At 54.2% G+C, this 24268-nt stretch carries 20 protein-coding genes; 8 read left to right on the top strand and 12 right to left on the bottom strand.

Annotated features, from left to right (window positions below; genetic code table 11):
• Nucleotides 1–91: 91 nt before the first annotated feature.
• The 6 genes from IMCC3135_RS32745 to IMCC3135_RS32770 all read right to left on the bottom strand — a co-directional run bounded on the left by IMCC3135_RS32745 (nucleotide 92) and on the right by IMCC3135_RS32770 (nucleotide 8502).
• A complete protein-coding gene (locus IMCC3135_RS32745) occupies nucleotides 92–1825 on the bottom strand; it encodes a sialate O-acetylesterase (protein ID WP_088921423.1) in 1734 nt (577 codons plus the stop codon).
• A 415-nt stretch (nucleotides 1826–2240) separates the two neighbouring features.
• A complete protein-coding gene (odhB, locus tag IMCC3135_RS32750) occupies nucleotides 2241–3473 on the bottom strand; it encodes a 2-oxoglutarate dehydrogenase complex dihydrolipoyllysine-residue succinyltransferase (RefSeq protein ID WP_088921424.1) in 1233 nt (410 codons plus the stop codon).
• A 45-nt stretch (nucleotides 3474–3518) separates the two neighbouring features.
• Nucleotides 3519–6395: a 2-oxoglutarate dehydrogenase E1 component gene (locus tag IMCC3135_RS32755; protein ID WP_205737824.1), complete on the bottom strand. Its 2877-nt coding sequence runs from the start codon at nucleotides 6393–6395 to the stop codon at nucleotides 3519–3521.
• A 163-nt stretch (nucleotides 6396–6558) separates the two neighbouring features.
• Nucleotides 6559–7620: an isocitrate/isopropylmalate family dehydrogenase gene (locus IMCC3135_RS32760; protein ID WP_205737825.1), complete on the bottom strand. Its 1062-nt coding sequence runs from the start codon at nucleotides 7618–7620 to the stop codon at nucleotides 6559–6561.
• Nucleotides 7604–8164 carry a DUF6231 family protein gene (locus IMCC3135_RS32765; protein ID WP_157736499.1) on the bottom strand — a complete coding sequence of 187 codons (561 nt, stop codon included), beginning with the start codon at nucleotides 8162–8164 and terminating at the stop codon, nucleotides 7604–7606. The genes IMCC3135_RS32760 and IMCC3135_RS32765 overlap by 17 nt, the downstream gene beginning before the upstream one ends.
• A 47-nt stretch (nucleotides 8165–8211) precedes the next feature.
• Complete coding sequence (locus IMCC3135_RS32770) at nucleotides 8212–8502, bottom strand: DUF1244 domain-containing protein (protein ID WP_088922206.1); 291 nt, start codon at nucleotides 8500–8502, stop codon at nucleotides 8212–8214.
• 91 nt (nucleotides 8503–8593) lie between these two features.
• Here IMCC3135_RS32770 and IMCC3135_RS32775 point away from each other — a divergent pair, with 91 nt between their 5' ends.
• Genes IMCC3135_RS32775 through IMCC3135_RS32785 form a run of 3 tightly spaced genes read left to right on the top strand, consistent with a single transcriptional unit; the run spans nucleotide 8594 to nucleotide 11181 of the window.
• A complete protein-coding gene (locus tag IMCC3135_RS32775; protein WP_088921427.1) occupies nucleotides 8594–8941 on the top strand; it encodes a DUF3301 domain-containing protein in 348 nt (115 codons plus the stop codon).
• 54 nt (nucleotides 8942–8995) lie between these two features.
• Nucleotides 8996–9490: a YchJ family protein gene (locus IMCC3135_RS32780; RefSeq protein ID WP_088921428.1), complete on the top strand. Its 495-nt coding sequence runs from the start codon at nucleotides 8996–8998 to the stop codon at nucleotides 9488–9490.
• 26 nt (nucleotides 9491–9516) lie between these two features.
• Nucleotides 9517–11181 (top strand): AMP-binding protein, encoded by a 1665-nt coding sequence (locus IMCC3135_RS32785; protein WP_088921429.1) that lies wholly within the window; start codon nucleotides 9517–9519, stop codon nucleotides 11179–11181.
• Between the two features lie 74 nt (nucleotides 11182–11255).
• Here the strand turns inward: IMCC3135_RS32785 and IMCC3135_RS32790 are convergent, their stop codons facing one another.
• The 6 genes from IMCC3135_RS32790 to pepN form a co-directional block, all read right to left on the bottom strand.
• Complete coding sequence (locus IMCC3135_RS32790) at nucleotides 11256–11831, bottom strand: NUDIX hydrolase (RefSeq protein ID WP_088921430.1); 576 nt, start codon at nucleotides 11829–11831, stop codon at nucleotides 11256–11258.
• On the bottom strand, nucleotides 11824–12276 hold the full coding sequence (locus IMCC3135_RS32795; protein WP_088921431.1) for an acyl-CoA thioesterase: 453 nt from the start codon (nucleotides 12274–12276) through the stop codon (nucleotides 11824–11826). The genes IMCC3135_RS32790 and IMCC3135_RS32795 overlap by 8 nt, the downstream gene beginning before the upstream one ends.
• A 55-nt stretch (nucleotides 12277–12331) precedes the next feature.
• Nucleotides 12332–13252 (bottom strand): putative bifunctional diguanylate cyclase/phosphodiesterase, encoded by a 921-nt coding sequence (locus tag IMCC3135_RS32800; RefSeq protein WP_157736500.1) that lies wholly within the window; start codon nucleotides 13250–13252, stop codon nucleotides 12332–12334.
• Between the two features lie 163 nt (nucleotides 13253–13415).
• Nucleotides 13416–15326, bottom strand: coding sequence for an MFS transporter (locus IMCC3135_RS32805; protein WP_088921433.1), 1911 nt, complete (start codon nucleotides 15324–15326; stop codon nucleotides 13416–13418).
• A 118-nt stretch (nucleotides 15327–15444) separates the two neighbouring features.
• On the bottom strand, nucleotides 15445–15663 hold the full coding sequence (locus IMCC3135_RS32810; protein ID WP_088921434.1) for a cold-shock protein: 219 nt from the start codon (nucleotides 15661–15663) through the stop codon (nucleotides 15445–15447).
• 139 nt (nucleotides 15664–15802) lie between these two features.
• Nucleotides 15803–18478: an aminopeptidase N gene (gene pepN / locus IMCC3135_RS32815; RefSeq protein ID WP_236994706.1), complete on the bottom strand. Its 2676-nt coding sequence runs from the start codon at nucleotides 18476–18478 to the stop codon at nucleotides 15803–15805.
• A gap of 213 nt (nucleotides 18479–18691) precedes the next feature.
• Here pepN and IMCC3135_RS32820 point away from each other — a divergent pair, with 213 nt between their 5' ends.
• The 5 genes from IMCC3135_RS32820 to IMCC3135_RS32840 all read left to right on the top strand — a co-directional run bounded on the left by IMCC3135_RS32820 (nucleotide 18692) and on the right by IMCC3135_RS32840 (nucleotide 24226).
• Complete coding sequence (locus IMCC3135_RS32820; RefSeq protein ID WP_088921436.1) at nucleotides 18692–19468, top strand: hypothetical protein; 777 nt, start codon at nucleotides 18692–18694, stop codon at nucleotides 19466–19468.
• Between the two features lie 38 nt (nucleotides 19469–19506).
• Complete coding sequence (locus tag IMCC3135_RS32825; protein ID WP_088921437.1) at nucleotides 19507–19926, top strand: PGPGW domain-containing protein; 420 nt, start codon at nucleotides 19507–19509, stop codon at nucleotides 19924–19926.
• 61 nt (nucleotides 19927–19987) lie between these two features.
• Nucleotides 19988–21205 carry a murein hydrolase activator EnvC family protein gene (locus tag IMCC3135_RS32830; protein ID WP_088921438.1) on the top strand — a complete coding sequence of 406 codons (1218 nt, stop codon included), beginning with the start codon at nucleotides 19988–19990 and terminating at the stop codon, nucleotides 21203–21205.
• A 148-nt stretch (nucleotides 21206–21353) separates the two neighbouring features.
• Entirely contained in the window at nucleotides 21354–22700 is a 1347-nt protein-coding gene (locus IMCC3135_RS32835; RefSeq protein ID WP_088921439.1) for a S41 family peptidase, read from the top strand.
• A gap of 221 nt (nucleotides 22701–22921) precedes the next feature.
• On the top strand, nucleotides 22922–24226 hold the full coding sequence (locus IMCC3135_RS32840; protein ID WP_088921440.1) for a hydroxyacid-oxoacid transhydrogenase: 1305 nt from the start codon (nucleotides 22922–22924) through the stop codon (nucleotides 24224–24226).
• The last annotated feature ends 42 nt before the right edge of the window (nucleotides 24227–24268 follow it).

Consider the following 24268-nt stretch of genomic DNA (forward strand, 5'->3'; position numbering starts at 1 on the left):
TATATCGCGGACAGTCCATCTCTGACTTTAATACGAGAACTTGTGTTGGTTCGAATAAAGACGAACACTTTTACTCCGTCAAGCAGAGAAACTAGTAGTGATAAGCCCCGAGTTCGCTCCAAATGCCCTTGATAGTGGAGTAATACCGTCGCCCCTGTTCACGTAACGCATCCGCACCGAAATGCACACAGGAGACCTGGCCACAAGGATATTGGGGCGGAGTCAGATCATCATTATTGATGATTCCGGAATAACTGATGTAACTCCTGACAGAACGATGCGCCGCATCCACCTTTTGCTTGCTCGAGCTGAACACCGAGAACCGGCCTCGCTCATCATCACCCTTGCTCTGTGTTGCCACCATGAATGGAATAGCGGCACTGTCACCGCGAGCAGAACTACCACGCGAATCCTGCCGAGCTTCCCGGCGTAATCGCTTGCTCAGCTTCAGCAGATTATCTGCATAGGTACGCGCACAATCCGGGTTGTTGGAATCTGCACCACCCTGGTGCCAGAGAATGCCGCGCAACACACCGCCGGTCTCGCGCAGTGTCATGTTAAGACGTGTCAGCGCCCGATCAGCAAGCAAGGTCCCGCCCAGGAACTTGTCACTGGACTTCGACGCATTCCAGGCAAGATTGCCATTGGCATTGGCACAGAAGCCCGTCGCCCCCCACGCTGCAGGCACCAGATAGATTTCTGCGGTTGTCATGCGCAGCGCCTGCTTGGCGAAGGTCAAACCCAGCCCGACAAAGGTAGCCCCCTTGCCGTTCACCTCGATGTAACGCGGCTCATGCAAGGCGTCTTCTGCAATGACAAGCTTTGGCTCGCGCACATTGGTGCTTTCATTCGTGAACGAACTATCACTGGAGAAGATGTTGTCATTGTTCGGCTGTACGTTCAGCTGGCGTATTCGTTCCACCCTCTCATCCCTGCCACCCTGGTAACTCTCGCGACTATCAACTTCGCTATAGCCCTCCATATTGCTCTGACCAATCAGCAGATAAACGTCAGGGGCAGGAGTCGGGGTTATATCGATGGTTAATGGCGTGGTGGTTTTTGACACACCATCGTCAGCAACGATCTGAAAATAACGCTCATGAATCAGCAACGGCGCAACCGTTACATCCAGAGTCAGGGATAACACAGAACCGGATTCACTGGGTGCCAGCGTCTCCTTGGAGAACGTGTGGTGCATGCCGAGCATGTCCCTGTTGGATGACACCAGCGACAGTGTTACTGCACGCTTTTGAGTGCCTCGACTCAGAGTGATGCCGACCGACACGCCCTTTGCATCACCTTCAATGAGTGTCACTCTATTGCGGTTTGAATAAAGCGTCAATTTCCCATCGTCAGTGCCACCACCCGTCGTGCCACCACCCGTCGTGCCACCACCCGTCGTGCCACCACCCGTCGTGCCACCACCCGTCGTGCCACCACCCGTCGTATCACCACCGCTTACAGGCTCGCCCTGGCTGGTGGTGCCGTTCTTACCGGACAGAACAACCATCATGGCGGGACCTTCATTGCCAGAACGATCAAGGGCGCTGACACGGTAGGTGTAGCTTTGTCCCGGCGCCAGGGAAGGCTCGTAAAGACTACGGGCATCTTTTATTCCCAGAAATTCGCCATCACGAAATACCCGATAACCGACCACGATGACGTTATCAGTTGCTTTGTTCCAGAGCACCTCTCCAGCAGTTGGGGAGTAACGGACGGCGCGAAGACTACCGGGTGAGCTGGGTGGCTCATCATCTGCCACTGCAATCCCCGGCAAACAGAACCAGGAGACTAGTGAGACGAGTAATAACAGTGTCTTGAACATGATCTACCTAACTCCATCGCGCGGCTTTGGACATCGCGACATACGCAGGCAGGCCTGTGGCGCACAAATTCACCCATTGGTGGATGGCGTTTGCTCCTTCAGACAACACCCAGCATACGACTCTGACTCGAGTAACCAGCAAACTAGCCGGTCTCAGATGACGAATGATTCGCGCGCTGCCTATTTGTGACGGTCTGATTGGAAATCGGCAACGCTAACGTTTTGGTAAGCAAAAAATTAGCCTAACGCACATCACATTGCAAGCACCCAAATAGCTAGTGGGTATTCACAGAGAGGCAGAGCAAGGGGGAGTCGAGGCTACAGCTTGTAGCCGACGGTACTTCGCATTCACAACGCTCCAGGCCTTGAAGCCTGGAGCGTTGGAGCAGTACAAGTAATGTATATCTGTACAGTCTTACAGATCGAAAACGATGCGGGCAGGATCTTCAACCAATTCCTTGATGGTCTTGAGAAAGCCAACAGCGCCCTTGCCATCCACGATGCGATGATCGTAGCTCAGAGCCACATACATCATCGGACGGATAACAACTTCACCGTTGATGGCAACAGGTCGATCCTGTGTTGCATGCATACCCAGAATCGCACTCTGTGGTGGGTTGAGGATAGGCGTGGACAGCAATGAGCCAAATACACCACCGTTGGAAACCGTGAAAGTACCACCGGTCATTTCATCCAGAGACAGCTTTCCATCACGGGCTTTTTCAGCATACAGACCAATGGTCTTCTCAACATCAGCCAATGACATGTGCTCGGTATTGCGCAATACCGGTACCACCAGACCACGCTCAGACGAAACAGCTACACCGATATCGCAATAACCGTGATAAACCACTTCATCACCATCGATCGAAGCATTGATATCCGGATAGCGCTTCAGAGCTTCTGTTGAGGCTTTCAGGAAGATTGACATGAAACCCAGCTTGACGCCATGCGACTTCTCGAACCGATCCTTGTACTGATTACGCAACGCAATAAACGCACTCATGTCTATTTCGTTGAACGTTGTCAGCATCGCTGTGTTCTGACTGGCAGACAACAGACGCTCGGCGATTCTTGCTCGCAGTCGAGACATAGGCACACGCTTTTCAACGCGTTCGCCATCAGCCACGATAGGCAGAGCCGTTGTCGAAGCTGCTGCAGGTTTGGCCGCCGGTGCAGCTGCTGCAGGCTTGGCCTTGGCCAACTCTGCTACATGTTGCTCGACATCGCCTTTTGTCAGGCGACCGTTCTTGCCAGAACCTTTGACATCAGAAGCTTGCAAGCCAGCAGCCGTCAGCGCCTTGCGTACAGCAGGACTGGTTTGACCAGCGCCGCCAGCCTCACTTTCAGTTGCTGGCGCTTCAGCCGCTTCATCAGGCTTTGAGGCCGCCGGAGCAGCGCCTCCGGCCGGAGCCGCTTCAATGGAGCCGATTAACTGATGCGCTGACACGGTTGTGCCCTCGCCTTCGATAATCTTGCCAAGCACACCATCTTCGGAGGCAGGCACTTCCATGACGACCTTGTCGGTTTCGATATCGACAAGTACTTCGTCGCGGCGAACCGGATCGCCCTCCTTCTTATGCCACGTCACGATCAACGCGTCTGCGATTGACTCAGGCAATGTTGGCACTTTGATTTCGGAAGTCATGGGCGACGGTCCTTTCTCATCGGGTTGTATTAGGTTAAGTGTAGATTAATGGGACTGACTGTTGGGGATCAACCCCAAACCTTCTTCAACCAGTCGCTTCTGTTCGATCAGATGCTGACTCATATAACCACTGGCTGGAGAGGCTGATGGTGCTCGACCGGCAAATTCGACTTCACTGACGGACTTGGGCAAGACCCGTTCTATACGATGTCGATTCGAACGCCAGGCACCCTGGTTGCGTGGCTCTTCCTGACACCAGACAAAGGATTTGGCCTTCGGGTACTGCTTGATGACGCTTTTCATTTCGTCATACGGGAAAGGATATAGCTGTTCCAGTCGGACCAGAGCAACATTTGACATCTCATTCTCGCGACGCTTTTCCAATAGATCGTAGTACACCTTGCCGCTGCAGAAGACCAGACGATCCACGGCCTTCGCATCCAACTCATCGATTTCTGGAATAACAGGCTGAAAACTTCCTTCTGCCAGATCTTCCAGTGTCGATGTCGCCAGACGATGACGCAGAAGACTCTTTGGTGTCATGACGATCAGCGGACGACGCATATCGCGGATCATCTGACGACGCAGCATGTGATAAGCCTGCGCTGGTGTGCTCGGAACAACGACCTGCATATTATCTTCAGCACACATCTGCAGAAAACGTTCCAGACGAGCTGAAGAATGCTCAGGTCCTTGCCCTTCGTAACCATGTGGCAACAGCAGCGTCAGTCCGCACAACCGTCCCCACTTGGTTTCACCAGAGCTGATGAACTGATCGATAAGCACCTGAGCACCGTTGGCGAAATCACCAAACTGCGCCTCCCAGATGACCAGTGTGTTTGGATCGGCAGTGGCATAACCGTATTCAAAGCCCAGTACGGCCTCTTCCGAGAGCACTGAGTCGATGACCAGGAAGTTGGCCTTGTCAGTTATTTCACGTAGCGGTACATAAGCACCCAGAGTGGCCTGGTTGTGTAACACCGCATGTCGATGCGCAAACGTGCCACGTCCGCAATCCTGTCCGGAGAGACGTACGGAGTAACCTTCATCGAGCAAGGTTGCATAGGCCATGGTCTCGCCGTAGCCCCAATCCAGTGGCAGTGCACCGGCTGTCATCTTGCGACGATCTTCAACGATCTTCTTGACCCGTGAGTGCAGTACAAGACCGTCAGGCAGTGTTGTCAAGCTGGTCGCCAGGGCCTGCAATTTAGCCAATGGCACTTTGGATTCGTAATCCATCTTCCAGTCCGTACCACCGAACCTTGACCAGTCAACTGCCGTCTCCGGAGCTTCATCGAGACCTTCCATTACGCCCGGAGCTACATTCTTGCCATCGTCAAGCGCCTGTCGATAATCCTCGACCATGCGATCGGCATCAGAAGAAGTAACGACACCGGCTTCTGCCAGATGTTCTGCGTACAGAGCACGTGTTGTGGCAAGAGCTTTGATGGATTTGTACATGATGGGCTGAGTCACCGAAGGCTCATCCGTCTCATTGTGGCCATGCCTGCGGTAACAGACCATATCGATAACCACATCCTTGCTGAACGCCATACGGAAATCAAATGCCAGCTGAGTGACGAAGAAAACCGCTTCCGGATCATCACCGTTGACATGGAAAATTGGCGCATTGATCATCTTCGCCACATCGGTGGCATACAAAGTAGAGCGCGCATCAGCAACGTTACTGGTAGTAAAGCCGATCTGGTTGTTGATGATGATATGCACGGTGCCCTTGGTCGAGAAGCCGCGCGAATCCGCCATGTTGAAAGTTTCCATCACCACGCCCTGTCCAGCGAAGGCGGCATCACCATGGATCGCAATAGGAATGACCTGCTCGCCATTCTTGTCGCCGTAGCGATCCTGACGTGAGCGTACCGAACCTTCCACAACCGGAGAGACGATTTCCAGGTGCGATGGATTGAATGCCAGCGACAAGTGCATATGGCCATGCGGTGTCTTGATATCAGAGCTGAAGCCCTGATGATATTTCACATCACCCGATGACAGACTTTCCTTGCGCTTGCCTTCAAATTCCTGAAACAGATCAGCCGGGTTCTTACCCAGAATATTGACCAGAACGTTCAGACGGCCACGATGCGCCATGCCGATGACCATGTCCTTGACGCCAGCAGAGCCTGCCCGTCGCAACAACTCACTCATCACCACTATCAGGCTTTCACCGCCTTCCAGTGAGAAACGTTTCTGCCCGACATAGCGCGAACCCAGATGCCGCTCCATGCTCTCGGCAGCCGTGACACGTTGCAGGATCCATTCTCTGGTTTCCGGGTTCAGTGCCGGCGAGGAGGCGACGCTTTCGATCCGATGCGTCAGCCAGTCTTTCTGAGGGGTGTAATCGATGTACATGAACTCATAACCGATCGCACCGCAATAACACTTTTCCAGGTGGGCAATGATGTCGCGCAGTGGCGCCTGATCGATACCTTCCAGCGATGGAGTCTTGAAGACCGTATCAAGATCAGACTCGGACAGACCGTTCTCGTGCAAGCGTACTTCGCGCACCTTGGCCGGCACAAATTGCTTCAGTGGATCCGTCTTGGCAAGCTGGTGGCCCCGCACACGGTAGGCATTGATGAGCTGCGTGACATAAATCTGTTTGAGCTCTGCCGCACCACCAGCAGCATTGGCGGTACCACTGGCACTGCCACGCGCTGCCGAGTTACCCGTCAACTGCCTGAATTGCTCACGCACTTCTGAGTGCGCTACTTCCCGAGCATTTTCCGCCACCATGGGTAACTTGGCGAAGAAATCACGCCAGGTTTCATCCACCGAGTTGGGATCGCTAAGATATTGTTCGTACTGATGCTCTAACCAGGGGGAGTTAGCTCCGCCGAGCATGGAATTATCCCACTGCTCCTGCATGGAAAGACTGGCTTCGAGAGATTTGGATGGTGCGCTCATGAAATGCGTCCTGACCGTGACGTGACAGGTTTGTCCGTCAACATAAGTGTTGGCAGTGTGGTCGAATGGCGAGCGGAACGCCAACCCTGGGGGCGTGTTAGCGTATTTATCCGCATGAACTGATGTAATAAATTTCCTGTTCGGATGTCATTAACAGCATCGGCTAGGCGGGCAAATGAGCCGCAATGTTATCAATAACAATTTTTGTAAATTCATCGGTGTTGAGTTTACCGCCCAAATCACGTGTGCTGTGGCCATTTTCGATACATCCCAGCAGACTTAATCGTAGGGCGTGCCCCAGATCGTATCGATTGACGTGATCCAGGAGCATCCCGAACGCCAACAATACAGCGGCAGGGTTTGCCAGATTTTTACCCGCAATGTCCGGAGCCGTTCCCCCGGCAGGATCAAACATGGCGATATCAACGTCGTTATTGTCGTCAAACGAATAGTTGCCACTGGCGCCGGTACCCAGGCTACCGACCAGACCTGATGCCATATCCGAGAGGAAATCCCCGTACTCGTTGAGTACCAGCACGACTTCGTAAGAGGAAGGATCAAGAATGATCTTGGCCAGTAACGCATCAAACAGCTCGACGTTATGTTGTACATCCTCATACTGCTCGTGGACTTTCGTCACCACCGATTCGAACAGGCCATCTGTAACCCTTTGAATCGTGTGTTTCGATGAGCTGGTCACCGAGTAGTGGCTGTCGCCGTAAGTCATTCCCTTGCTACGAGCCAGTTCGAAGGCAAACTTGGCCGCCTGCTCACAGGGTTTGCGTTCCACCATGCGCAGTGAGACGGCTGCATCCTTGCCAATCAGCTGGCCCGGATCATCATAGGTACCGCCGGTAGCGATACGCACGATGTGAAGATTGACGTCTTCCTTGAAATTGGTATGAATGCCCTTGATGGAAATGGCAGGGCGGTAGATGACACTGAAATCACAACGACGCCGAATCAAGGCATTCGGGCTGACCTTGTTGGTAACTGTCGGATATTTGACGGCCAACTTCGTCCGCCGCATCGACTCTTCAGCCTCATCGATGACTGCATCTCCGCGAGCTTCACGATTGGCCAACGACCAGTCAATCTGCTGAAATTGGAAATCAACGGGTAAAGCATCAGCAACAGCGTGTATCGACTCCGCCAACTCAGGACCGATTCCATCGCCAAGCAGCTCTGTTATCTGGATGGGGCCCGTGTCAGTCTTCTTCATCATCTTCACTACCATCCTCTACATAGATATCCGGGTCTTCATCAGCGTTGAATCTGGCCGGATTCGCCCAGTATTGGGAATTGAGCCAATCTGGCGACTGCTTGTATTCGCTCAGACAATACTCAAATAAACGTACCGATCGCTGATCGGCCAAGTGCAACTTGCGGAATCCGAAAGCGAAAAACGCTGTGTCTGCAGGTTCCTCTGATTCGATGCTAACCACAAGTCTTGCAGGAAAACGGCGTACGGCCTTGCCCAACTCGACCGCCAGCTCATCTTCCTTGAGTTGAGTGCCGTTATCATCCAACTGCAGAAGAGCGACCGCAGCACCTTCCAATGTGGCCTCTTCGGCGGCGTCCAGAGCTGCATGACAGTCTGTCAATGTTTCAAAATGAATGACCGGCGGGGCATCTTCCGATAAAGTTTTCAGCACCTGCCCTACTTGCCCAGTGCCACCAATGATGGTGACAGAGGCGGGTCCCGAGGACAGCAGGTGTTGCACGAGTTGATGTTGAAAATTACTCGTCGATCCTTCAATGGCACTCACGGCATACTCCGAAAACGGTTGTTCATCGGTGAGAGATCAGACATATATCAATCGTGCGTGGCTGCAAAGGCCGCTGCTTGCTCAACAGTTGCTTCTGTCTGATGTTGTGCTTTCCACTCACTATAAGACATGCCGTAAACACGTTCGCGTGCATCCTCGTATTCAAGGGTAATGTCCTGCTCTGCTGCGGCCGCTACATAATATTTGGATAGGCAATTACGGCAAAAACCAGCCAGATTCATGAGATCGATATTCTGGACATCGGTGCGTTGCTGTAAATGCGCAACCAGAGTCCGAAAAGCAGCAGCTTCCAGCTCAACCTGCTTCTGCTCATCCAGTGATTTAATGGTCGTCATTCGTAATGCATCCTCTTGAGTCCGAGTCTAGTATAAAGGTGATAGTGATGACTGCAATCAAAGCATTGAAACCATGACGGGAAATCCCCTACTCGATCTGCTCGTTCTGGCCCTGCCTGCGGCTCTGGCTGCACTGTGGTGGACCGGATCTGGCGCGCACGAACGAGCCGTCGAGCACGCTCGACAAGCTTGCCAGAACCGGCAGCTGCAATTTCTTGATCAAACGGTGGCGCTGGTGCGCATGCGTCCGGCCAGATCCCCGACCGGTAGCAGCTGTCTGAAACGGGAATTTCGCTTCGAATTCACCGGTGAAGGCGAGTTCCGTGACGAGGGAAACATCACCATGCTCGGCCACAATCTGAGCAATGTCTACTTCCCCTATATGAGAGATGAGGCCGGCAACCGCATCTACACGCATTGAACGCTCTCGATTACGCTAAAATGAAGAATAATTTCACCCAACCCAGGTAACCGAATGTCTGACTGTCCTTGCGGCTCCACCCGCGCATTCTCAGAGTGCTGTGAGCCCATCATCAACGGCGATGTAAAAGCTGATCGCGCCGAAGCCCTGATCCGTGCCCGCTATACGGCTCACACCACTGGCGCCATGGATTTCATCCTGGCTACCCATCACCCCTCTACGCGCTCTGATATCGACGAAACTGCCACCGCCCGATGGGCACGTGAATCGCAGTGGCTCGGACTCGAGATTTTGTCAGTCGAAGGCGGCGAAGCCACCGACACCAGTGCCCGAATCGAATTCATTGCTCGCTACAGAGATGCAGCGCGCCGCCGCCACACACATCATGAACGCGGTGTTTTTGAAAAATATCACGGTCAATGGTACTTTCGAGATGCCGAAGTACCCGATGTGAACCAATTCAGGCGTAATGCCCCTAAACAGGGCAGGAATGAAGTTTGCGCTTGCGGCAGCGGTAAAAAATACAAGAAGTGCTGCTCAACAGCATAAAACACCAATAACACTGAGGGTCCAGCATGGAAAAGCCGTGGTTACAATCATATCCACCAGGCGTACCGGAAGATATCGATACCCATGCTTACGCCTCAGTGGTGGATATATTTACTGAGTCAACCCAGCGATTCGCCGAACGACCGGCGTTTCAGAATATGGGCAAGAGCATCACCTACCAGGAGCTGGATCAGCTGACACAGCAGTTCGCCTCCTGGTGCCAGCACGAGGCCGGATTGCAGAAGGGCGACCGCATCGCCATCATGATGCCCAATCTTCTGCAATACCCGGTCATCGTGTTTGGTGCATTGCGTGCCGGACTCGTGGTCGTCAATACCAACCCTTTGTATACCGAGCGCGAGCTGGAGCACCAGTTGAAGGACTCCGGCGCCAAGGCCATTGTGGTGGTTGAAGCGTTTGCTCACACTCTGGCTGAGGTCATTGACAAGACGGAGGTAAAAACCGTCGTCCTCACCCGTTTTGGAGACATGCTGGGCTTTCCCAAGTCGTTATTGGTGAATTTCGTCATCAAGTATGTCAAGAAGATGGTGCCGCCCTTCTCCCTGCCCGGCGCCCACCATATGAAGGACGTTCTGGCCAAAGGCGCCAGCCTGCCGCCGGCTGTTGCCGAGCTAGAGCAGGATGACCTGGCCTTTCTGCAGTACACCGGTGGTACCACAGGCGTTGCCAAGGGTGCCATGCTGACGCACCGGAACATGGTGTGCAACATTCAGCAAGCCTGGACCTGGATCAATGCCATCAAACAGAAGGAAGGTCACGAGGTCATTATCACAGCCTTGCCGCTGTACCATATCTTCGCACTGACAGCCAATTGCCTCACTTACATGAAGATGGGCGCCCTGAACTTGCTCATCACCAATCCACGCGATATGCCTGGCTTTGTCAAAGAGCTTGGCAAACATCCATTCACGGCCATTACGGGTGTCAATACGCTCTTCAATGCCCTGATGAATACTCCGGGCTTTGACAAGATCGACTTCTCGCATCTCAAACTCACCCTCGGTGGCGGCATGGCCGTACAGAAGTCCGTTGCCGATCGCTGGAAGGAAATAACCGGCATCACACTGATTGAGGCCTATGGCCTGACTGAAACCAGTCCGGCTGCCTGCATCAACCCGATGGACCTGGAAGAATACAACGACTCCATCGGCCTGCCCTTGTCATCCACCGAAGCCTCGATTCGCGACACTGACAACAAGGAAGTACCCATGGGAGAAACCGGGGAGCTGTGCATTCGTGGCCCGCAGGTCATGAAAGGCTACTGGCAGAGACCTAAAGAAACCGCCGAGGCAGTTGATAGCGAAGGTTGGCTACATACCGGTGATGTTGCGATCATGAATGAAAAAGGTTTTTTCAAGATCGTCGACCGACTGAAAGACATGATTCTGGTCTCCGGCTTCAACGTCTATCCCAACGAGATCGAAGCGGTACTTTCCGCACATCCCGGCATTCTGGAAGTGGGCGCTATCGGCATCCCGGACGAACACTCCGGCGAAATAGTCAAAGTCGTTATCGTCAGAAAGGATCCTGCCCTTACAGAAGCTGACATCAAGGCTTACTGCAAAGAAGAGCTGACTGGCTACAAACGTCCCAAAGTCATCCAGTTCGTTGATGATCTGCCCAAGACCAATGTGGGCAAGATTCTACGGCGAGAACTGCGAGAGCTGTAAACCGGCACTGACACACTGAGGGTTCAGCGAAGCCCTCAGTGCTTGGATTCTGGAGTTAATTGTTTCACGAACCCTTAGTCAGGGTGGCGCACAACGTCCATTGCCGCCCCTGGCTTGCTCAGAATGTCAGCCGAATAGACACGTCTATCGCGCTGATCACGCATCTCGTAAAAACGCGTCAGTGTTTCGGTGACCACCGGAAAAGCCAGCTCGTCCCAGGGAATTTCTGACTCATCGAAAAGGCCCACTTCGAGGGTCTCTTCATTGGCCTCCGCAAATCCATCACGCAGACGCCCGTAGAACATCAGATACACCTGGCTGATGCGCGGCAGATTGTAGACAGCAAACAGGCGCAGATCATCGCATTGTGCCGTGGCCTCTTCATAAGCTTCACGCGCCGCCCCTTCCAGGGTGCTCTCCTCGTTTTCCATAAAACCTGCCGGCAGAGTCCAGTAGCCCAGCTGCGGCTCGATCGCCCGTTTGCACAACAGCACTTTGCCACGCCATTCCAGCAAGCAACCGACGACATTTTTCGGATTCTCGTAATGGATATGATCGCAGCCCGTGCAAACCTTGCGCTGACGGTTATCACCTTCGGGTATCTGTAGTACTACCGGTTGCCCGCAGAGCATGCAAAATCCATCACTCATGGGAATCACTGTCCGATGCGAACATCTCCCGGGCAGCCTCTGGCATGGGGGTCGACTTACCGGCCTTGATGTCCACCCACACTACTTTGGAGCTTGCGCGCGTGTACAGCACATCCCCCACAGCCAGCGTGTAGGTGCTGATAAAAGAGCTTCGGCCTGGCGAATGAGCCCCCATTCGAATCGTCACATGCGCGGGGTAGACAACCGGCTTGAGGTATTCGGCATGGTTGTCGACAATCAGAATGCTCTTGTCCTTACTACTCAGCGAGCCAAAGCCGCTCTGTTCGTACCACTCAAGCCGCGTCTGTTCGAAGTAGCGAAAGTAGACAGTATTGTTGACATGACCCAGGGCATCCATATCACCCCAGCGTATCGGGAAATCACACTGGTAAAGCAGCTTGCCTTCAGGCAATACAGAGGGACGTTCAGAAGCGCTGACAGACATGAAAGACCCGATTGATCTGATGGTCGTGCAGTTTACTGGAAATAAGACGTCCGAATCAGTGCTGAGCGCCACCCAACAGTGGGAAGTGGCCATCGAGCGTGGATATCTGCTGCTCACTGCCTGTCACATCCGGCACATTGCATAAGGCCAGAGCATATTCGAACGGCATCGGCCTACCCAGCAAGAATCCCTGCGCCTCATCGCAACCTTCAAGGTGCAGATAGTCAAATTGCTCGGCAGATTCCACTCCTTCTGCCGAGGCCACCATACCCATGCTGTGACCCAGGGCAAGAATGGCTTTCACGGTGACTCCATCTTCATTATCGGCCAACAACTGACTGACGAAGGCGCGTCCAATCTTGATCTTGTCAAACGGAAATCGCTTCAGGCTACTGAGACTGGAAAAACCGGTTCCAAAATCATCCATGGAAATACGCACACCCAGTGCTCTGATCTCCACCAGCATGCCCATAACAGCATCGGTATCCTCGATCAGCACCCCTGCATTGACTTCAAGCTCCAACCGATCCGCCGGCAGGCCTGAACGTTTGATGATGGCCCCAATTGTTGCGGGCAAATTCGGATCACGGAATTGTATGGAAGACAGATTGACGGCAATCTTGCGCCCGCCGCCCCACGCAAGCGCATCGGCGCAGGCCTGTTCCAATACCCACTCTCCCAGTCCGAAAATCATACCGGTCTCCTCGGCCAGCGGTATGAATTCGGTCGGCGATATATAGCCTCGCTCGGCATGCCGCCAGCGCAGTAATGCCTCAAAACCCAGGATTTTCTGATCCTGAATAGTGAACAAGGGCTGATAATGCAGCGCCAGTGCCCTTGTCTTGATCGCCGTACGTAAATCTTGCTCCATCAACAGGAAATCCTGCAAACCGGATGCATTTGCCAGACCCAAGTCTATTGTCGAGACTTCTGATCCTGCAACGGGACTTGCACTGAAAGGATTTATTGATCGCATGCAGAAGTTGTCGCCAGATGCCTGCCACGCCTTGACCGCAATCCAGAACAAAGTCCTTGCAGATTTCCGGAATTCTTCACTGGCACGCAGATTCTGCAAGCAACAGCTTCAGCCGGACCAAGCCTCACCTCCCAGCCTCACGTCCCGGTGTCATACCCCAGCTTCAAAGCCAATCACCACGCAACTCCCGCAAGCGCACTTCCAGAGCATCCAGCGTCACACTGTCTGCCGGCATCGGCTTACCGACTATCAGGCCGATACGGGCAAATATTCTACGTGGCAGTTTGAAGAAGGCAGGGCCGCCCTTGCGACTGAACAGACTGCCCCATAAACCCTGCAGCGCGATGGGCACAACGGGCACCGGCTGCGCCTCAAGCACACGCAGAATGCCGGGCCGCAGCGGACTCATCTGCCCGTTCTGGGTAATCTGCCCTTCCGGAAAAATGCACAGCAGCTCGCCTTGCTCCAGAGCCGCTTTCATACGCTCGAAGGCCTGCTCATAGAGCGCCTCGTCCTCACTTCGCCCGGCAATCGGTATTGCCTTGGCGGTGCGAAAGATGAAATTCAGAACCGGAATATTATAAATTTTGTAATACATCACGAAGCGCACCGGACGCTTTATACACCCACCCAGTAGCAGCGCATCCACGAAACTCACATGATTGGCCACCACGATAGCCGCACCGCTTTGCGGTATGAGATGCATGTCCTGCTTGCGTACCCGGTACAAGGTGTGGATCAACAGCCAGATCAGAAAGCGCATGAAAAACTCAGGCACCTGCCGGAATATATACAGCGCCACCACCGCATTCAGAACAGCCACCAGCAGAAACAGCTGAGCGATGGACGCCCCCATGGCCAGCACGGCCAACGCCAGCAAAGCCGACAGGACCATGAACAAGGCATTCAGGATGTTATTGCAGGCAATGGCTCTGGACAGACGATCAGGGGCGCTGGTTTTTTGAATCAAGGCATACAGAGGCACGATATAGAAGCCGCCAAACAGGCCGATCAGAAAGATATCCAGCAACACTCGCCAGGCTCCTGCGGCACCGATAAAACCCATCACGGCGAGTCCCGATCCCAAAGGCGCTGCGGGTGTGGCCCACACCAGGTCCAGACCAAACAGCGTAAGACCCATTGCGCCAAAAGGCACCAGACCGATCTCGACGCGCTCACTCGACATGCGCTCACATAGAATCGAGCCCATGGCAATACCAACGGAAAAAGTCCCCAGCAGCAGAGTAAAGACATCCACGCTACCACCCAGCACATCACGGGCATAGACCGGAAACTGGGCCAGATAGACAGCGCCCAGGAACCAGAACCAGGAAATGGCCAGAATCGACTGGAAAATGATTCTATGCTCGCTGGTGCTTCTAACCAGATTAACCGTCTCGGTCAATGGGTTGAAGCGAATGCGCAATGAGGGCGCACTAGCTGGTGCCGATGGAATTTTTCGACTGACAAAGTAGCCTGCAATGGCCACCAGCATCAAGACAATAGAGACGGGCACCACGCTACCTGTCGCTGATTTGGCAATCAACTGGGTACCGGCGATGGTGCCGAACAGAATCGCAAGAAAAGTACCCAGCTCAACCAGACCGTTGCCGCCGGTAAGCTCCGACTCGGATAGATGCTGAGGCAGGATGCCATACTTGACGGGCCCGAAAAAGGCGGACTGGGTCCCCATCAGAAACAGCACGGCCAGAAGCAGTGGCATACTGTTCAGAGTCAGCGCCACCACGCCGCAGGACATGATGCCGATTTCAGACAGTTTCGCGTAGCGGATCAATGTCGACTTTTCATACTTGTCGGCAACCTGACCAAACAGAGCCGAAAATAGAAAAAACGGCAGAATGAACAAACCTGCCGCCAGGTTGATCAGCAGACTGTCATCGCCGGAACTCGAATTGATCGAGGCAAACGCTATCAGCGCAACCAGTGCATTCTTGTAGACATTGTCATTGAAGGCGCCCAGTAGCTGGGTGACGAAATAGGGCGCAAACCGTCGTTGCCTCAGCAGCCTGAACTGACTAACCGGCGGTGTCGGTTCGGGGGTGTCCTGACTCATGTGTGCTCACGCTACAGACAGCTCGACATGAGCCATGACAGCCTACCGCAGAGTCAAGAAGCATGCCATCACCCGGGCAGCAAGTACCCGGGCTCCGTACTATTTGTGGTGCTATCTGTTATGCGGTTTCTGCCGGTGCAACTTCGGAGGCCTGCCAACCCTTTTCACCTTCGGAGGCAACGAATGCAACCAGCTGCCCTTCACTCAATGAACGATAACCTTCACCTTCGATAACTCGATAGTGAACGAAAATATCTTCACCTGACGGGCCAATGATAAATCCATAGCCTTTGGCGTTGTCAAACCACTTGACCGTTCCCGTTTGTCGTTCAGACATAACAACTCTCCTGATAGTTACAACGGCCCTGCAAGCCTTGCAGGGCGCTCTGTCAGGATTAAATTAGCATGCACACAGAGGCACATAGGGTAGCGGACAAGCCTTGCTACCCTTGTTCACATTCCTGCACTACAAAAGTTCACTGCAATGCCTTGCTGACAAGCTCAAAAACGTCTGGAGACAGGGGGCCACTATCCCTTATCCGAACCAGCTCCTGACGCATCAGGTCCCGTGCCGGACCGGCAAGCCTTTTCCAGTGCCCCAGTGGCGATACCAGCCGCGCGGCAACCTGCGGATTACGTGAATCCAGCGCAATAACCTGATCGGCCAGAAATCGATAGCCCTGACCATTGGCCGCATGAAAACCACCCGGGTTATTCAGGGCAAAACTTGCTACAAGCGAGCGCAGACGATTGGGATTTCCTGCTTCAAAGTCGGCATGTTGCAGCAACGCAGCCACATCTTCCACGATACTGGATCGACGCGATGTCGCCTGCACGGCAAACCACTTATCCATCACCAGGCGATTACCGATAGCTTTTGCATGAAAGTCATCCAGACAATCCTGACGAGCGGCACTGTCCCCATGACACAGTGCCGCCAATGCAGCAATGCGATCAGTCATGTTGTCAGCCGCCGCATACTGAGCTGCAGCCAGCGGCCCCCAGAGAGACTCCGGCAACCATGTCAATAATGCAAGTGCGGTGTTCGCAAGTTTTCTACCACTCATGGCGGCCGGATCAAGCAAGGCAACACCCGCCTGACGAGTCTCGGTGACCAACACGCAAAGCGCTTCGGCATGCTTCTCAGCCAGAGCCGTGGACACCATGGCATGGGCGGCAATCAATGCCTGATAATCCACTTGCTCAAGCGAACCTTCCAGCGTATCAATAGTGGGCAGGCTCAGCGCTTCGGCCTTGAAGGCCATGTCCAGTGAGTCATCTGCCAGAATCAGACCCCAGGCCTGCCCCAGAGACGCCAGCGTGTCAGCATTAATCCGACCCTCTTGCAGCACGCCCAGTATCAGACGCGTTGCCAATCGCTGACCCGCCTCCCAGCGGTTGAAAGTATCCGGATCGTTCGCCATCAGAAAGGCCAGCGTCTCGTCAGTCACATCGTGGACCAGCTTCACCGGTGCGCTGAAGCCACGCAGCAGCGAGACAACCGGTGCGGCATCAACGCCTTCGAAGGTGAACGTCTGGCTCGCCTCGGTCAGATCCAGCAATACCCCTCTTTGCGCATCGGTTTGCGAACTGTCCACCGCCGCTGCCAGCGCTCTGCCATTGCTCAGGGACAAGCTGTTCCCTTGTTGATCCAGCAACCCCATGACCACCGGAATGTGCAGCGGCAGCTTGTCACTCTGACCGGGTGTGTCCGGACAGGATTGCGACAAGGTCAGATGAAAACGGGCGTTCTGTGAATCGTATTCTTCACTGACACGCACCTCGGGAGTTCCGGCCGTACTGTACCAGCGACGAAACTGCGTCAGATCGACATCGGCAACCGTCTGCATGGCATCGACGAAAGCATCGCAGGTGGTCGCCGTACCATCATGGCGCTCAACGTAGACATCCATTGCCTGTCGCCATTTGACCGGTCCCAGCAAGGTATGCAGCATGCGAATCACTTCCGCGCCTTTCTCATACACCGTCAAGGTATAGAAGTTGTTGATCTCGATATAGCTGTCCGGTCTGATCGGATGCGCCATGGGTCCGCTGTCTTCAGCAAACTGACGTGCTCGTAGCAAGCGCACATCCTCAATGCGCTTGACGGTGGCGGAGTGCCGGTCACTGGAAAAGCTCTGATCACGAAAAACAGTCAGACCTTCCTTGAGACTCAGCTGGAACCAGTCGCGACAGGTAATGCGGTTGCCGGTCCAGTTATGAAAATACTCATGAGCAATAACCGCCTCAACGCCCATGTAATCGGTATCCGTAGCGCTTTGCGCATCGGCCAGCACGAAGCGGGAGTTGAATACATTCAATCCCTTGTTCTCCATGGCTCCCATGTTGAAGTCATCCACGGCCACGATCATGAAGCAATCAAGATCATACTCAAGACCATAAACCTCTTCATCCCAGCGCATGGAGGCCTTCAGCGAGCTCATGGCAAAATCACAACGATCGATGTTATGCGCCTCTACATAGATCTGCAGCAGCACCTTGCGTCCCGAGGCGGTGGTGAAGTGATCTTCGATATGAGCCAGATCGCCGGCCACCAGTGCAAACAGATAACTGGGCTTGGGATGCGGATCATGCCATTGCACCCGGTGCCGTCCACCCTCAAGCACCTCGTGCGATACCCGGTTGCCATTGGCCAGCATGACGGGACAGGTAGCCACATCAGCAGTAATGGTTACGTCAAAAACCGACAGGACATCTGGGCGATCCAGATAGTAGGTAATCTTGCGAAAACCTTCAGCTTCACACTGCGTACAGAAGTTACCACTGGAACGGTAGAGACCTTCCAGAGCCGTATTGGATTCCGGGTTGATGCAGGTGACAATGACCAGCACACAATGCTCAGGTAACTGGGCGATATGCAACTCGGTTGCGCTCAGCTGATAGTCCTCCGGAGCCAGCTTCACGCCATCCAGGCTTACCGAACGTAACTCGCAATCAGAGCCCTGCAAGGTCAGCCCGGGACCCGGCCCGTTCGATTCTTGTCCGGCCGCCGGATTGCGCGAGAGCGTCAGCTCACTGGTCACCAGTGTGGCGGTGGGGTCCAGCTCGAACTGCAAGCTCACATGATCAATCAGCCAATCGGTCGGTTGATAGTCAAGGCGATTGATGGTTACCGGGTTACGAGTGTCCACTGGGATTCCTGTCTATTGATATCGTCAGATTGTGAATCAGTCGCAACTTGTCCAGATCACAGCGAGACGGATTACTCCCTCGCTGCAAGCCGGGCTCAAGACTGCCCTGAACTTTTCCGCAAACTACAGGAAGCCTACACCAACCTTGTGACACATGACGCAGTCCGATGTACCTGGCAGGGACCTTCTGCTTCTTCCTGCAAACCTTCATCGGTGACTCAGCCGCGTTTTGCAACCATCCGGCTGCTCGTACTGCTGGCCTGTCTGGTGGTGGTTGGCTTTACCGCTCTGCACCAGCGAGTCTATAGTCGCAACTGGAATCAGACGCTGGAAGCCGTGGTCTACCCCATCAACGGTGATGATCATCTGGCCACCAACAGTTATATCCAGAATCTGAATTCGGATGACTTCGCCATCATCAACCGCTGGGGCGAGCGTGAAGCCGAGCGCTATGCACTCGCCTTACCGACCCCGTTCAAAGTAACTCTCGGCGAACAGATTTCCAACTTGCCACCCACCTTTCCCGACAAGGCCAACGCGGTGAAAGTGCTGATATGGGGTCTGCGGTTTCGTTTATGGGCATGGCGTAATACGCCCGACGATGGCGGTCTGACTCGTGTGCGCATGTTTGTGGTCTATCAAACCGGGGAGGACAACAAGGCCTTGCAGCATTCGCTGGGTATGCAGAAAGGTCTGATGGGGCTGGTCTTTGCCTACAGCCTGCACAAGCAGACAGCGCAGAACAACATCATCATTGCCCATGAGCTGCTACACACCGTGGGGGCTACGGACAAATACAACGCCTATGGTGGTCCGCTCATGGGCATCGGTTACGCCAACTCGAATCGAATCCCTTTGTACCCCCAGCGTAATGCTGAAATCATGGCAGGCAGAATTCCGACATCCTCCAGCAGCTCCTACATGGCAGAGAGTTTGCGCAGTGTCGTCATCAATACTTACACTGCCAGCGAGATTAACTGGATAGACTAAGCCGGCCTGTCTCTGAGCCGAACGCCGCCGCACCCATCATGAACGAGATACTCAGCTGGCTATCCGAGCACTCGCTATTATTGAGTGTGATCGCGACGGCTTCAGTCATCATGATGGCCGTCTCCCTGATAGCGGCCCCCTGGATCGTGTCCCGCCTGCCCAGTAATTACCTGCAGGCACGGCTCGACAGACGCCCAGAGCGTAACCTCTGGCACACGCTGAAAATGCTCAGCAGAGCCCTATTGGGGTTCGTCATCGTGTTACTCGGTCTGATCATGCTGATCACCCCGGGACCGGGCTTTATCATGCTGCTACTGGGAGTGTCGATTGCCGAGTTTCCCGGCAAGAACCGCCTGCTTGTATACCTCGCAACACGCCCCAACGTTCTTTCATCCCTGAACTGGATGCGCAAGAGACACGACAAGCCACCGTTCATTCATCCGCACGATTTTGACTGACTCCCCATTCAATCCAACTGGGTAGTGGTCACCAGCCTCATCGCCGACTACAATTTGCCTCATGTTGTGTAACTCTTGTTTATATCGTGATGAGCGTGCGCGCGCAGGCAGCTTTCTGCCAGCGCTGCTTAGCTGTGCTTTATTGCTTCTGCCGGCCTCATTGCTACCCGGTGTCGCCCATGCCGAGTCATCACGCACGCTGGAAGACGTAGAACAGCAGATACACGATACAACGGCCCGCCTGAAAGCACTGAGCGATGAAATAGCCAGTAGCAAGGCACTCAAATCCGAGCTGCAAAAAGCACTGGAAGCGGCCCAGTCCCAAGTGGGCGAACGTGAAGAACGATTGCAGGGACTGGACAAGGAGATCGCGCGCTTTGACGATAAGCTGAACTCCCTGAACACCATGATCGGGGAGGCCCGAGAAGGTGTACAGGCACGCCAGCTACAACTGTCACAGGCACTTCGCAATGCCCAGCTAATCGGCCAACAGACAGCATTGAAGATCGTTCTGCAAAATGATGACCCGGCGCTGGCCGATCGATTATCGATCTACACCGAACATGTTCTTTCGGCACAAAACGCAGCCATTCGTGAGCAGGTCAGCGTGCTGAATACCATCAGCGATGCACATGCGAACGCCTTGAAAGACCGTAACTGGCTGAATTATATAAAGAAAAAAGCATCACAACAACGCGAAAACTACGCCAGCACAGCGACCTCGAAACAAACCACGCTGGGTGAGGTGGAAGCGGGCCTGGACCAGAAAACACGTAGCGTGGCTCAGCTCAAAGCGGATCAGGCACGCCTGCAAGGCCTTATGGATGAGCTGGAAACGCTGCAAAGCACACAATCAGGCTACTTCATAGACGGTAAGGGTAAATACCCAGCACCAGTTGCCGGCGAGTTGTTCGCCCGCTTTGGCGACATCAAGTCTGTCGGCAAGCTGCGCTGGAGCGGACTGTTCATCAAGGCCAGCCAGGGTAAAGCTGTGCATGCCGTGGCCGATGGAGAGGTCATCTACAGCGATTTCCTGCAAGGCTTCGGCATGCTCGTCATCATCGATCATGGTGATGGGTACACCAGTCTGTATGGCGGTAACAGGAAAGTGGCAGCCACTATCGGACAATGGGTAGAGTCAGGTGCAACTATTGCAACTGTTGGTGATTCAGGTGGTCAGAACGTCAGCGGCGTGTATTTTGAAATTCGCCACAACGCCAAGGCAGTTAACCCTGAAGAGTGGTTGAGTGCTGATTTTCAGGTGGCAATAAGCCAGTAAGTGATCGATTCCGGCCCAGAACCCGTTAAACTCGAAGCCGGCACGATGAAGATTCAGAACGTGCACATCCTGAGATGTGTCTATGTCGGACAGCAAATCGACTCGGTTTCGTCAGGCGCAAGAAATGTAAATCCGGAGTAGAACTTCAATGAAGGCAAAAAAAAGCTCGATTTCACTGGTACTGCTAGGAGCAGTCATCGGTGGGTCATTGACGCTCGGCCAGCATGTCATGGGGGCTCGAAGCGCCAATGAATTGCCACTCGAGCAAATGCGCACTTTTACCGATGTCTTCACTCGCATCAAGAACGATTACGTCGAGGAAGTCTCCGACGAAGAGCTGCTTGAATATGCCATTCGCGGCATGCTCAACGGACTCGACCCTCATTCAGCCTACCTGAACACCGAAGAATTCAACGAACTACGCATCGGCACAACGGGCGAATTCGGTGGATTGGGCATAGAAGTCGGAATGGAAGATGGCTTTGTCAAAGTCGTCTCACCCATCGATGACACACCCGCTGCACGAGCCGGCATTCTCTCCGGCGATCTCATCATTCGACTCGACGAAACGCCGGTCAAAGGCTTGTCACTCAATGATGCAGTGAAGCTTATGCGCGGCAAGCCGGGCAGCACACTCACCCTGACGATCATTCGCGAAGGCGCTGACAAGCCCCTGAGCATCGATGTTGAACGAGACATCATCAAGGTAACCAGCGTGCGCAATCGCATCCTGGATCCATCCTATGGCTACCTGCGAATTTCCAACTTCCAGACCAAGACTACCGCTGACCTGCTCAAAGCCGTCAAGGCAATGAAAGAGGAATCCGGTGGTTCACTCAAGGGCCTGGTACTGGATCTTCGCAACAACCCGGGCGGTGTATTGTCAGGCGCGGTCGGTGTGTCTGATGCGTTCCTCAATGAAGGCATGATTGTCTACACTGATGGTCGTGAAGACGATTCCAAACTACGTTACGACGCCACTGAAGGTGACGTGCTGGACGGCGCCCCTCTGGTTGTTCTGGTCAACGGCGGTTCCGCATCAGCTTCCGAAATCGTCGCCGGTGCCATGCAGGATCATGGACGAGCCATCATTCTGGGCAGCAAGACGTTCGGCAAGGGATCGGTTCAGACCATTCAGGACTTGCCTGCCGGTGGTGCCGTCAAGCTGACAACATCACGTTACTACACGCCTAATGGTCGTTCCATTCAATCACTGGGTATCGAACCGGACATCGCCACCAGGCCAGGTTCCTGGACACGTCCGGAAGGTTCAGGCTTTGATCCTCTGACAGAATCCAGCCTGCCAGGTGCTCTGAGCAACACCACAATCATTAAAGCTGAAGAGGCCGACGAGGCCGCCAAGGTCGATGACCCGGTTGTGGAAGGCGAAGGTGAAGAGGAAAAAGAAGACAACCTGGTCTATGATGACTATCAGCTGTTCGAAGCACTGAACCTGCTGAAAGGCCTGACTATCCTGAGCAAGAAATCCAGCTGATTTCTGATACGGGAGCTACCTGGAATCATTGACTCCAGGTAACTCCCGTTAGTCACAAGCTGCCACACAGTCGCTGTGACATGGCAATACTGACGACCCCGATTACTAGCCCCATCCAATCAAAGATGCATCGACCTGGCGGTCTCTGCATCTTTTTGCGTTTCTGATGGTACGAATGTACTGTCAGGGCAGCAACATCAAATCCACAACCGGAGTAACGCATGGGCTGTCAGTACTCTACCCACACCGAACATGGCGCTGATTCGTTCACAGTCGCCATGCCACGTCTGACCGTTGGTCGAGGCACCCTGACGGAAGTCGGCGAACGAGCAATCGCTCTGGGCATGTCTCGAGTGGCTTTGTTTACTGATCCCGGCCTGGAGCAGGGAGTGCTGGTGGCAACCGTCAGCGACTCACTCAAACAGGCAGGTATTGATGTTGGTCTCTTCTCTGACATCCGGGTAGAGCCCGATGATGCCTCAGTCGAACGCGGCGTCGCCTTCTTGAAGAACAGCCAGTTTGACGGTGTCATCTCCGTTGGCGGCGGCTCGGTGATCGACACCGCCAAGGCTGCCATGGTCGTACACTGCCACGGTGGCCAGGTGCTGGACTACTTTGCACCACCCGTCGGTCAGGGCAAAGCCATCCTCGGCCCGCTCTTGCCCCATATTGCCTGCCCCACCACCTCCGGCACCGGCTCGGAATGCACCTCGATTTCAGTGCTGCGCATCAATGCACTGAATTGCAAGTTTGTTTTCGCCAGCCCCTGGATGCTGCCACAAGTGGCCATCGTGGACCCGCAATGCTGCGATAGCCTGCCTGCCAATGTGATTGCCTCCACCGGTTTTGATCTGTGCTGTCATGCACTCGAATGCTTTACCGCTCGCGCCTATACCGAGCACACCAAAGTCGCCTCGCCCCAAGCCCGCCAATACATACAAGGGGCCAACCCTTTCAGCGACATGGCAGCGCGTGAAGCACTGAACATCGTCGGTAAATACCTGGAACGAGGCGTCAATGATGCCAGCGATCAGGAGGCCCGTGACCAACTGATGTGGGGAGCAACGCTGGCAGGTATCGCCTTCGGAAATGCCGGCACCCATTTGCCGCATGCCATGTCCTACGGCGTCACGCAACTGATGGACGACATAACCACTGAGGGCTACAACGTGGCCTCACCGTTTGTACCGCACGGCATCAGCGTCATCGTCAATGCACCTTCGATCTTCCTCTACACGGCAGCCGCCACGCCTCTGCGCCACCTGGAAGGAGCCGCCTGCCTGCTGGCAGATGCCCGTGGGGCAACACCTGATGAGGCCGGCGAGGTACTTTCCAAGCGACTCATCTCCCTGATGAACGCCACTCATATGCCCAACGGTCTGCGCGGTATCGGCTTCGATGAGTCTCATATCACCGCATTAGCTGGCTCCTCGATACGCCAGGGTCGCGCCATTGCCAATGCACCGCGCGAATCCAATCTTGTCGACATGGAGAATATGTACCGCAACGCACTGAGCTACTGGTAGCCAACATGCGAGCCTCACTTTCAACCATGCATCACCTTTCCA

The sequence above is a fragment of the Granulosicoccus antarcticus IMCC3135 genome, from assembly GCF_002215215.1.
GTDB classification, from domain to species: Bacteria; Pseudomonadota; Gammaproteobacteria; order Granulosicoccales; family Granulosicoccaceae; genus Granulosicoccus; species Granulosicoccus antarcticus.

Bases quoted from the DNA above. Each gene is read 5' to 3' on its own strand.
- IMCC3135_RS32745 (WP_088921423.1), bottom strand. From the start codon at position 1,825: ATGTTCAAGACACTGTTATTACTCGTCTCACTAGTCTCCTGGTTCTGT.
- odhB (WP_088921424.1), bottom strand. From the start codon at position 3,473: ATGACTTCCGAAATCAAAGTGCCAACATTGCCTGAGTCAATCGCAGAC.
- IMCC3135_RS32755 (WP_205737824.1), bottom strand. From the start codon at position 6,395: ATGAGCGCACCATCCAAATCTCTCGAAGCCAGTCTTTCCATGCAGGAG.
- IMCC3135_RS32760 (WP_205737825.1), bottom strand. From the start codon at position 7,620: ATGATGAAGAAGACTGACACGGGCCCCATCCAGATAACAGAGCTGCTT.
- IMCC3135_RS32775 (WP_088921427.1), top strand. From the start codon at position 8,594: ATGACGGGAAATCCCCTACTCGATCTGCTCGTTCTGGCCCTGCCTGCG.
- IMCC3135_RS32780 (WP_088921428.1), top strand. From the start codon at position 8,996: ATGTCTGACTGTCCTTGCGGCTCCACCCGCGCATTCTCAGAGTGCTGT.
- IMCC3135_RS32785 (WP_088921429.1), top strand. From the start codon at position 9,517: ATGGAAAAGCCGTGGTTACAATCATATCCACCAGGCGTACCGGAAGAT.
- IMCC3135_RS32790 (WP_088921430.1), bottom strand. From the start codon at position 11,831: ATGAGTGATGGATTTTGCATGCTCTGCGGGCAACCGGTAGTACTACAG.
- IMCC3135_RS32795 (WP_088921431.1), bottom strand. From the start codon at position 12,276: ATGTCTGTCAGCGCTTCTGAACGTCCCTCTGTATTGCCTGAAGGCAAG.
- IMCC3135_RS32800 (WP_157736500.1), bottom strand. From the start codon at position 13,252: ATGCGATCAATAAATCCTTTCAGTGCAAGTCCCGTTGCAGGATCAGAA.
- IMCC3135_RS32805 (WP_088921433.1), bottom strand. From the start codon at position 15,326: ATGAGTCAGGACACCCCCGAACCGACACCGCCGGTTAGTCAGTTCAGG.
- IMCC3135_RS32810 (WP_088921434.1), bottom strand. From the start codon at position 15,663: ATGTCTGAACGACAAACGGGAACGGTCAAGTGGTTTGACAACGCCAAA.
- IMCC3135_RS32825 (WP_088921437.1), top strand. From the start codon at position 19,507: ATGAACGAGATACTCAGCTGGCTATCCGAGCACTCGCTATTATTGAGT.
- IMCC3135_RS32830 (WP_088921438.1), top strand. From the start codon at position 19,988: ATGTTGTGTAACTCTTGTTTATATCGTGATGAGCGTGCGCGCGCAGGC.
- IMCC3135_RS32835 (WP_088921439.1), top strand. From the start codon at position 21,354: ATGAAGGCAAAAAAAAGCTCGATTTCACTGGTACTGCTAGGAGCAGTC.
- IMCC3135_RS32840 (WP_088921440.1), top strand. From the start codon at position 22,922: ATGGGCTGTCAGTACTCTACCCACACCGAACATGGCGCTGATTCGTTC.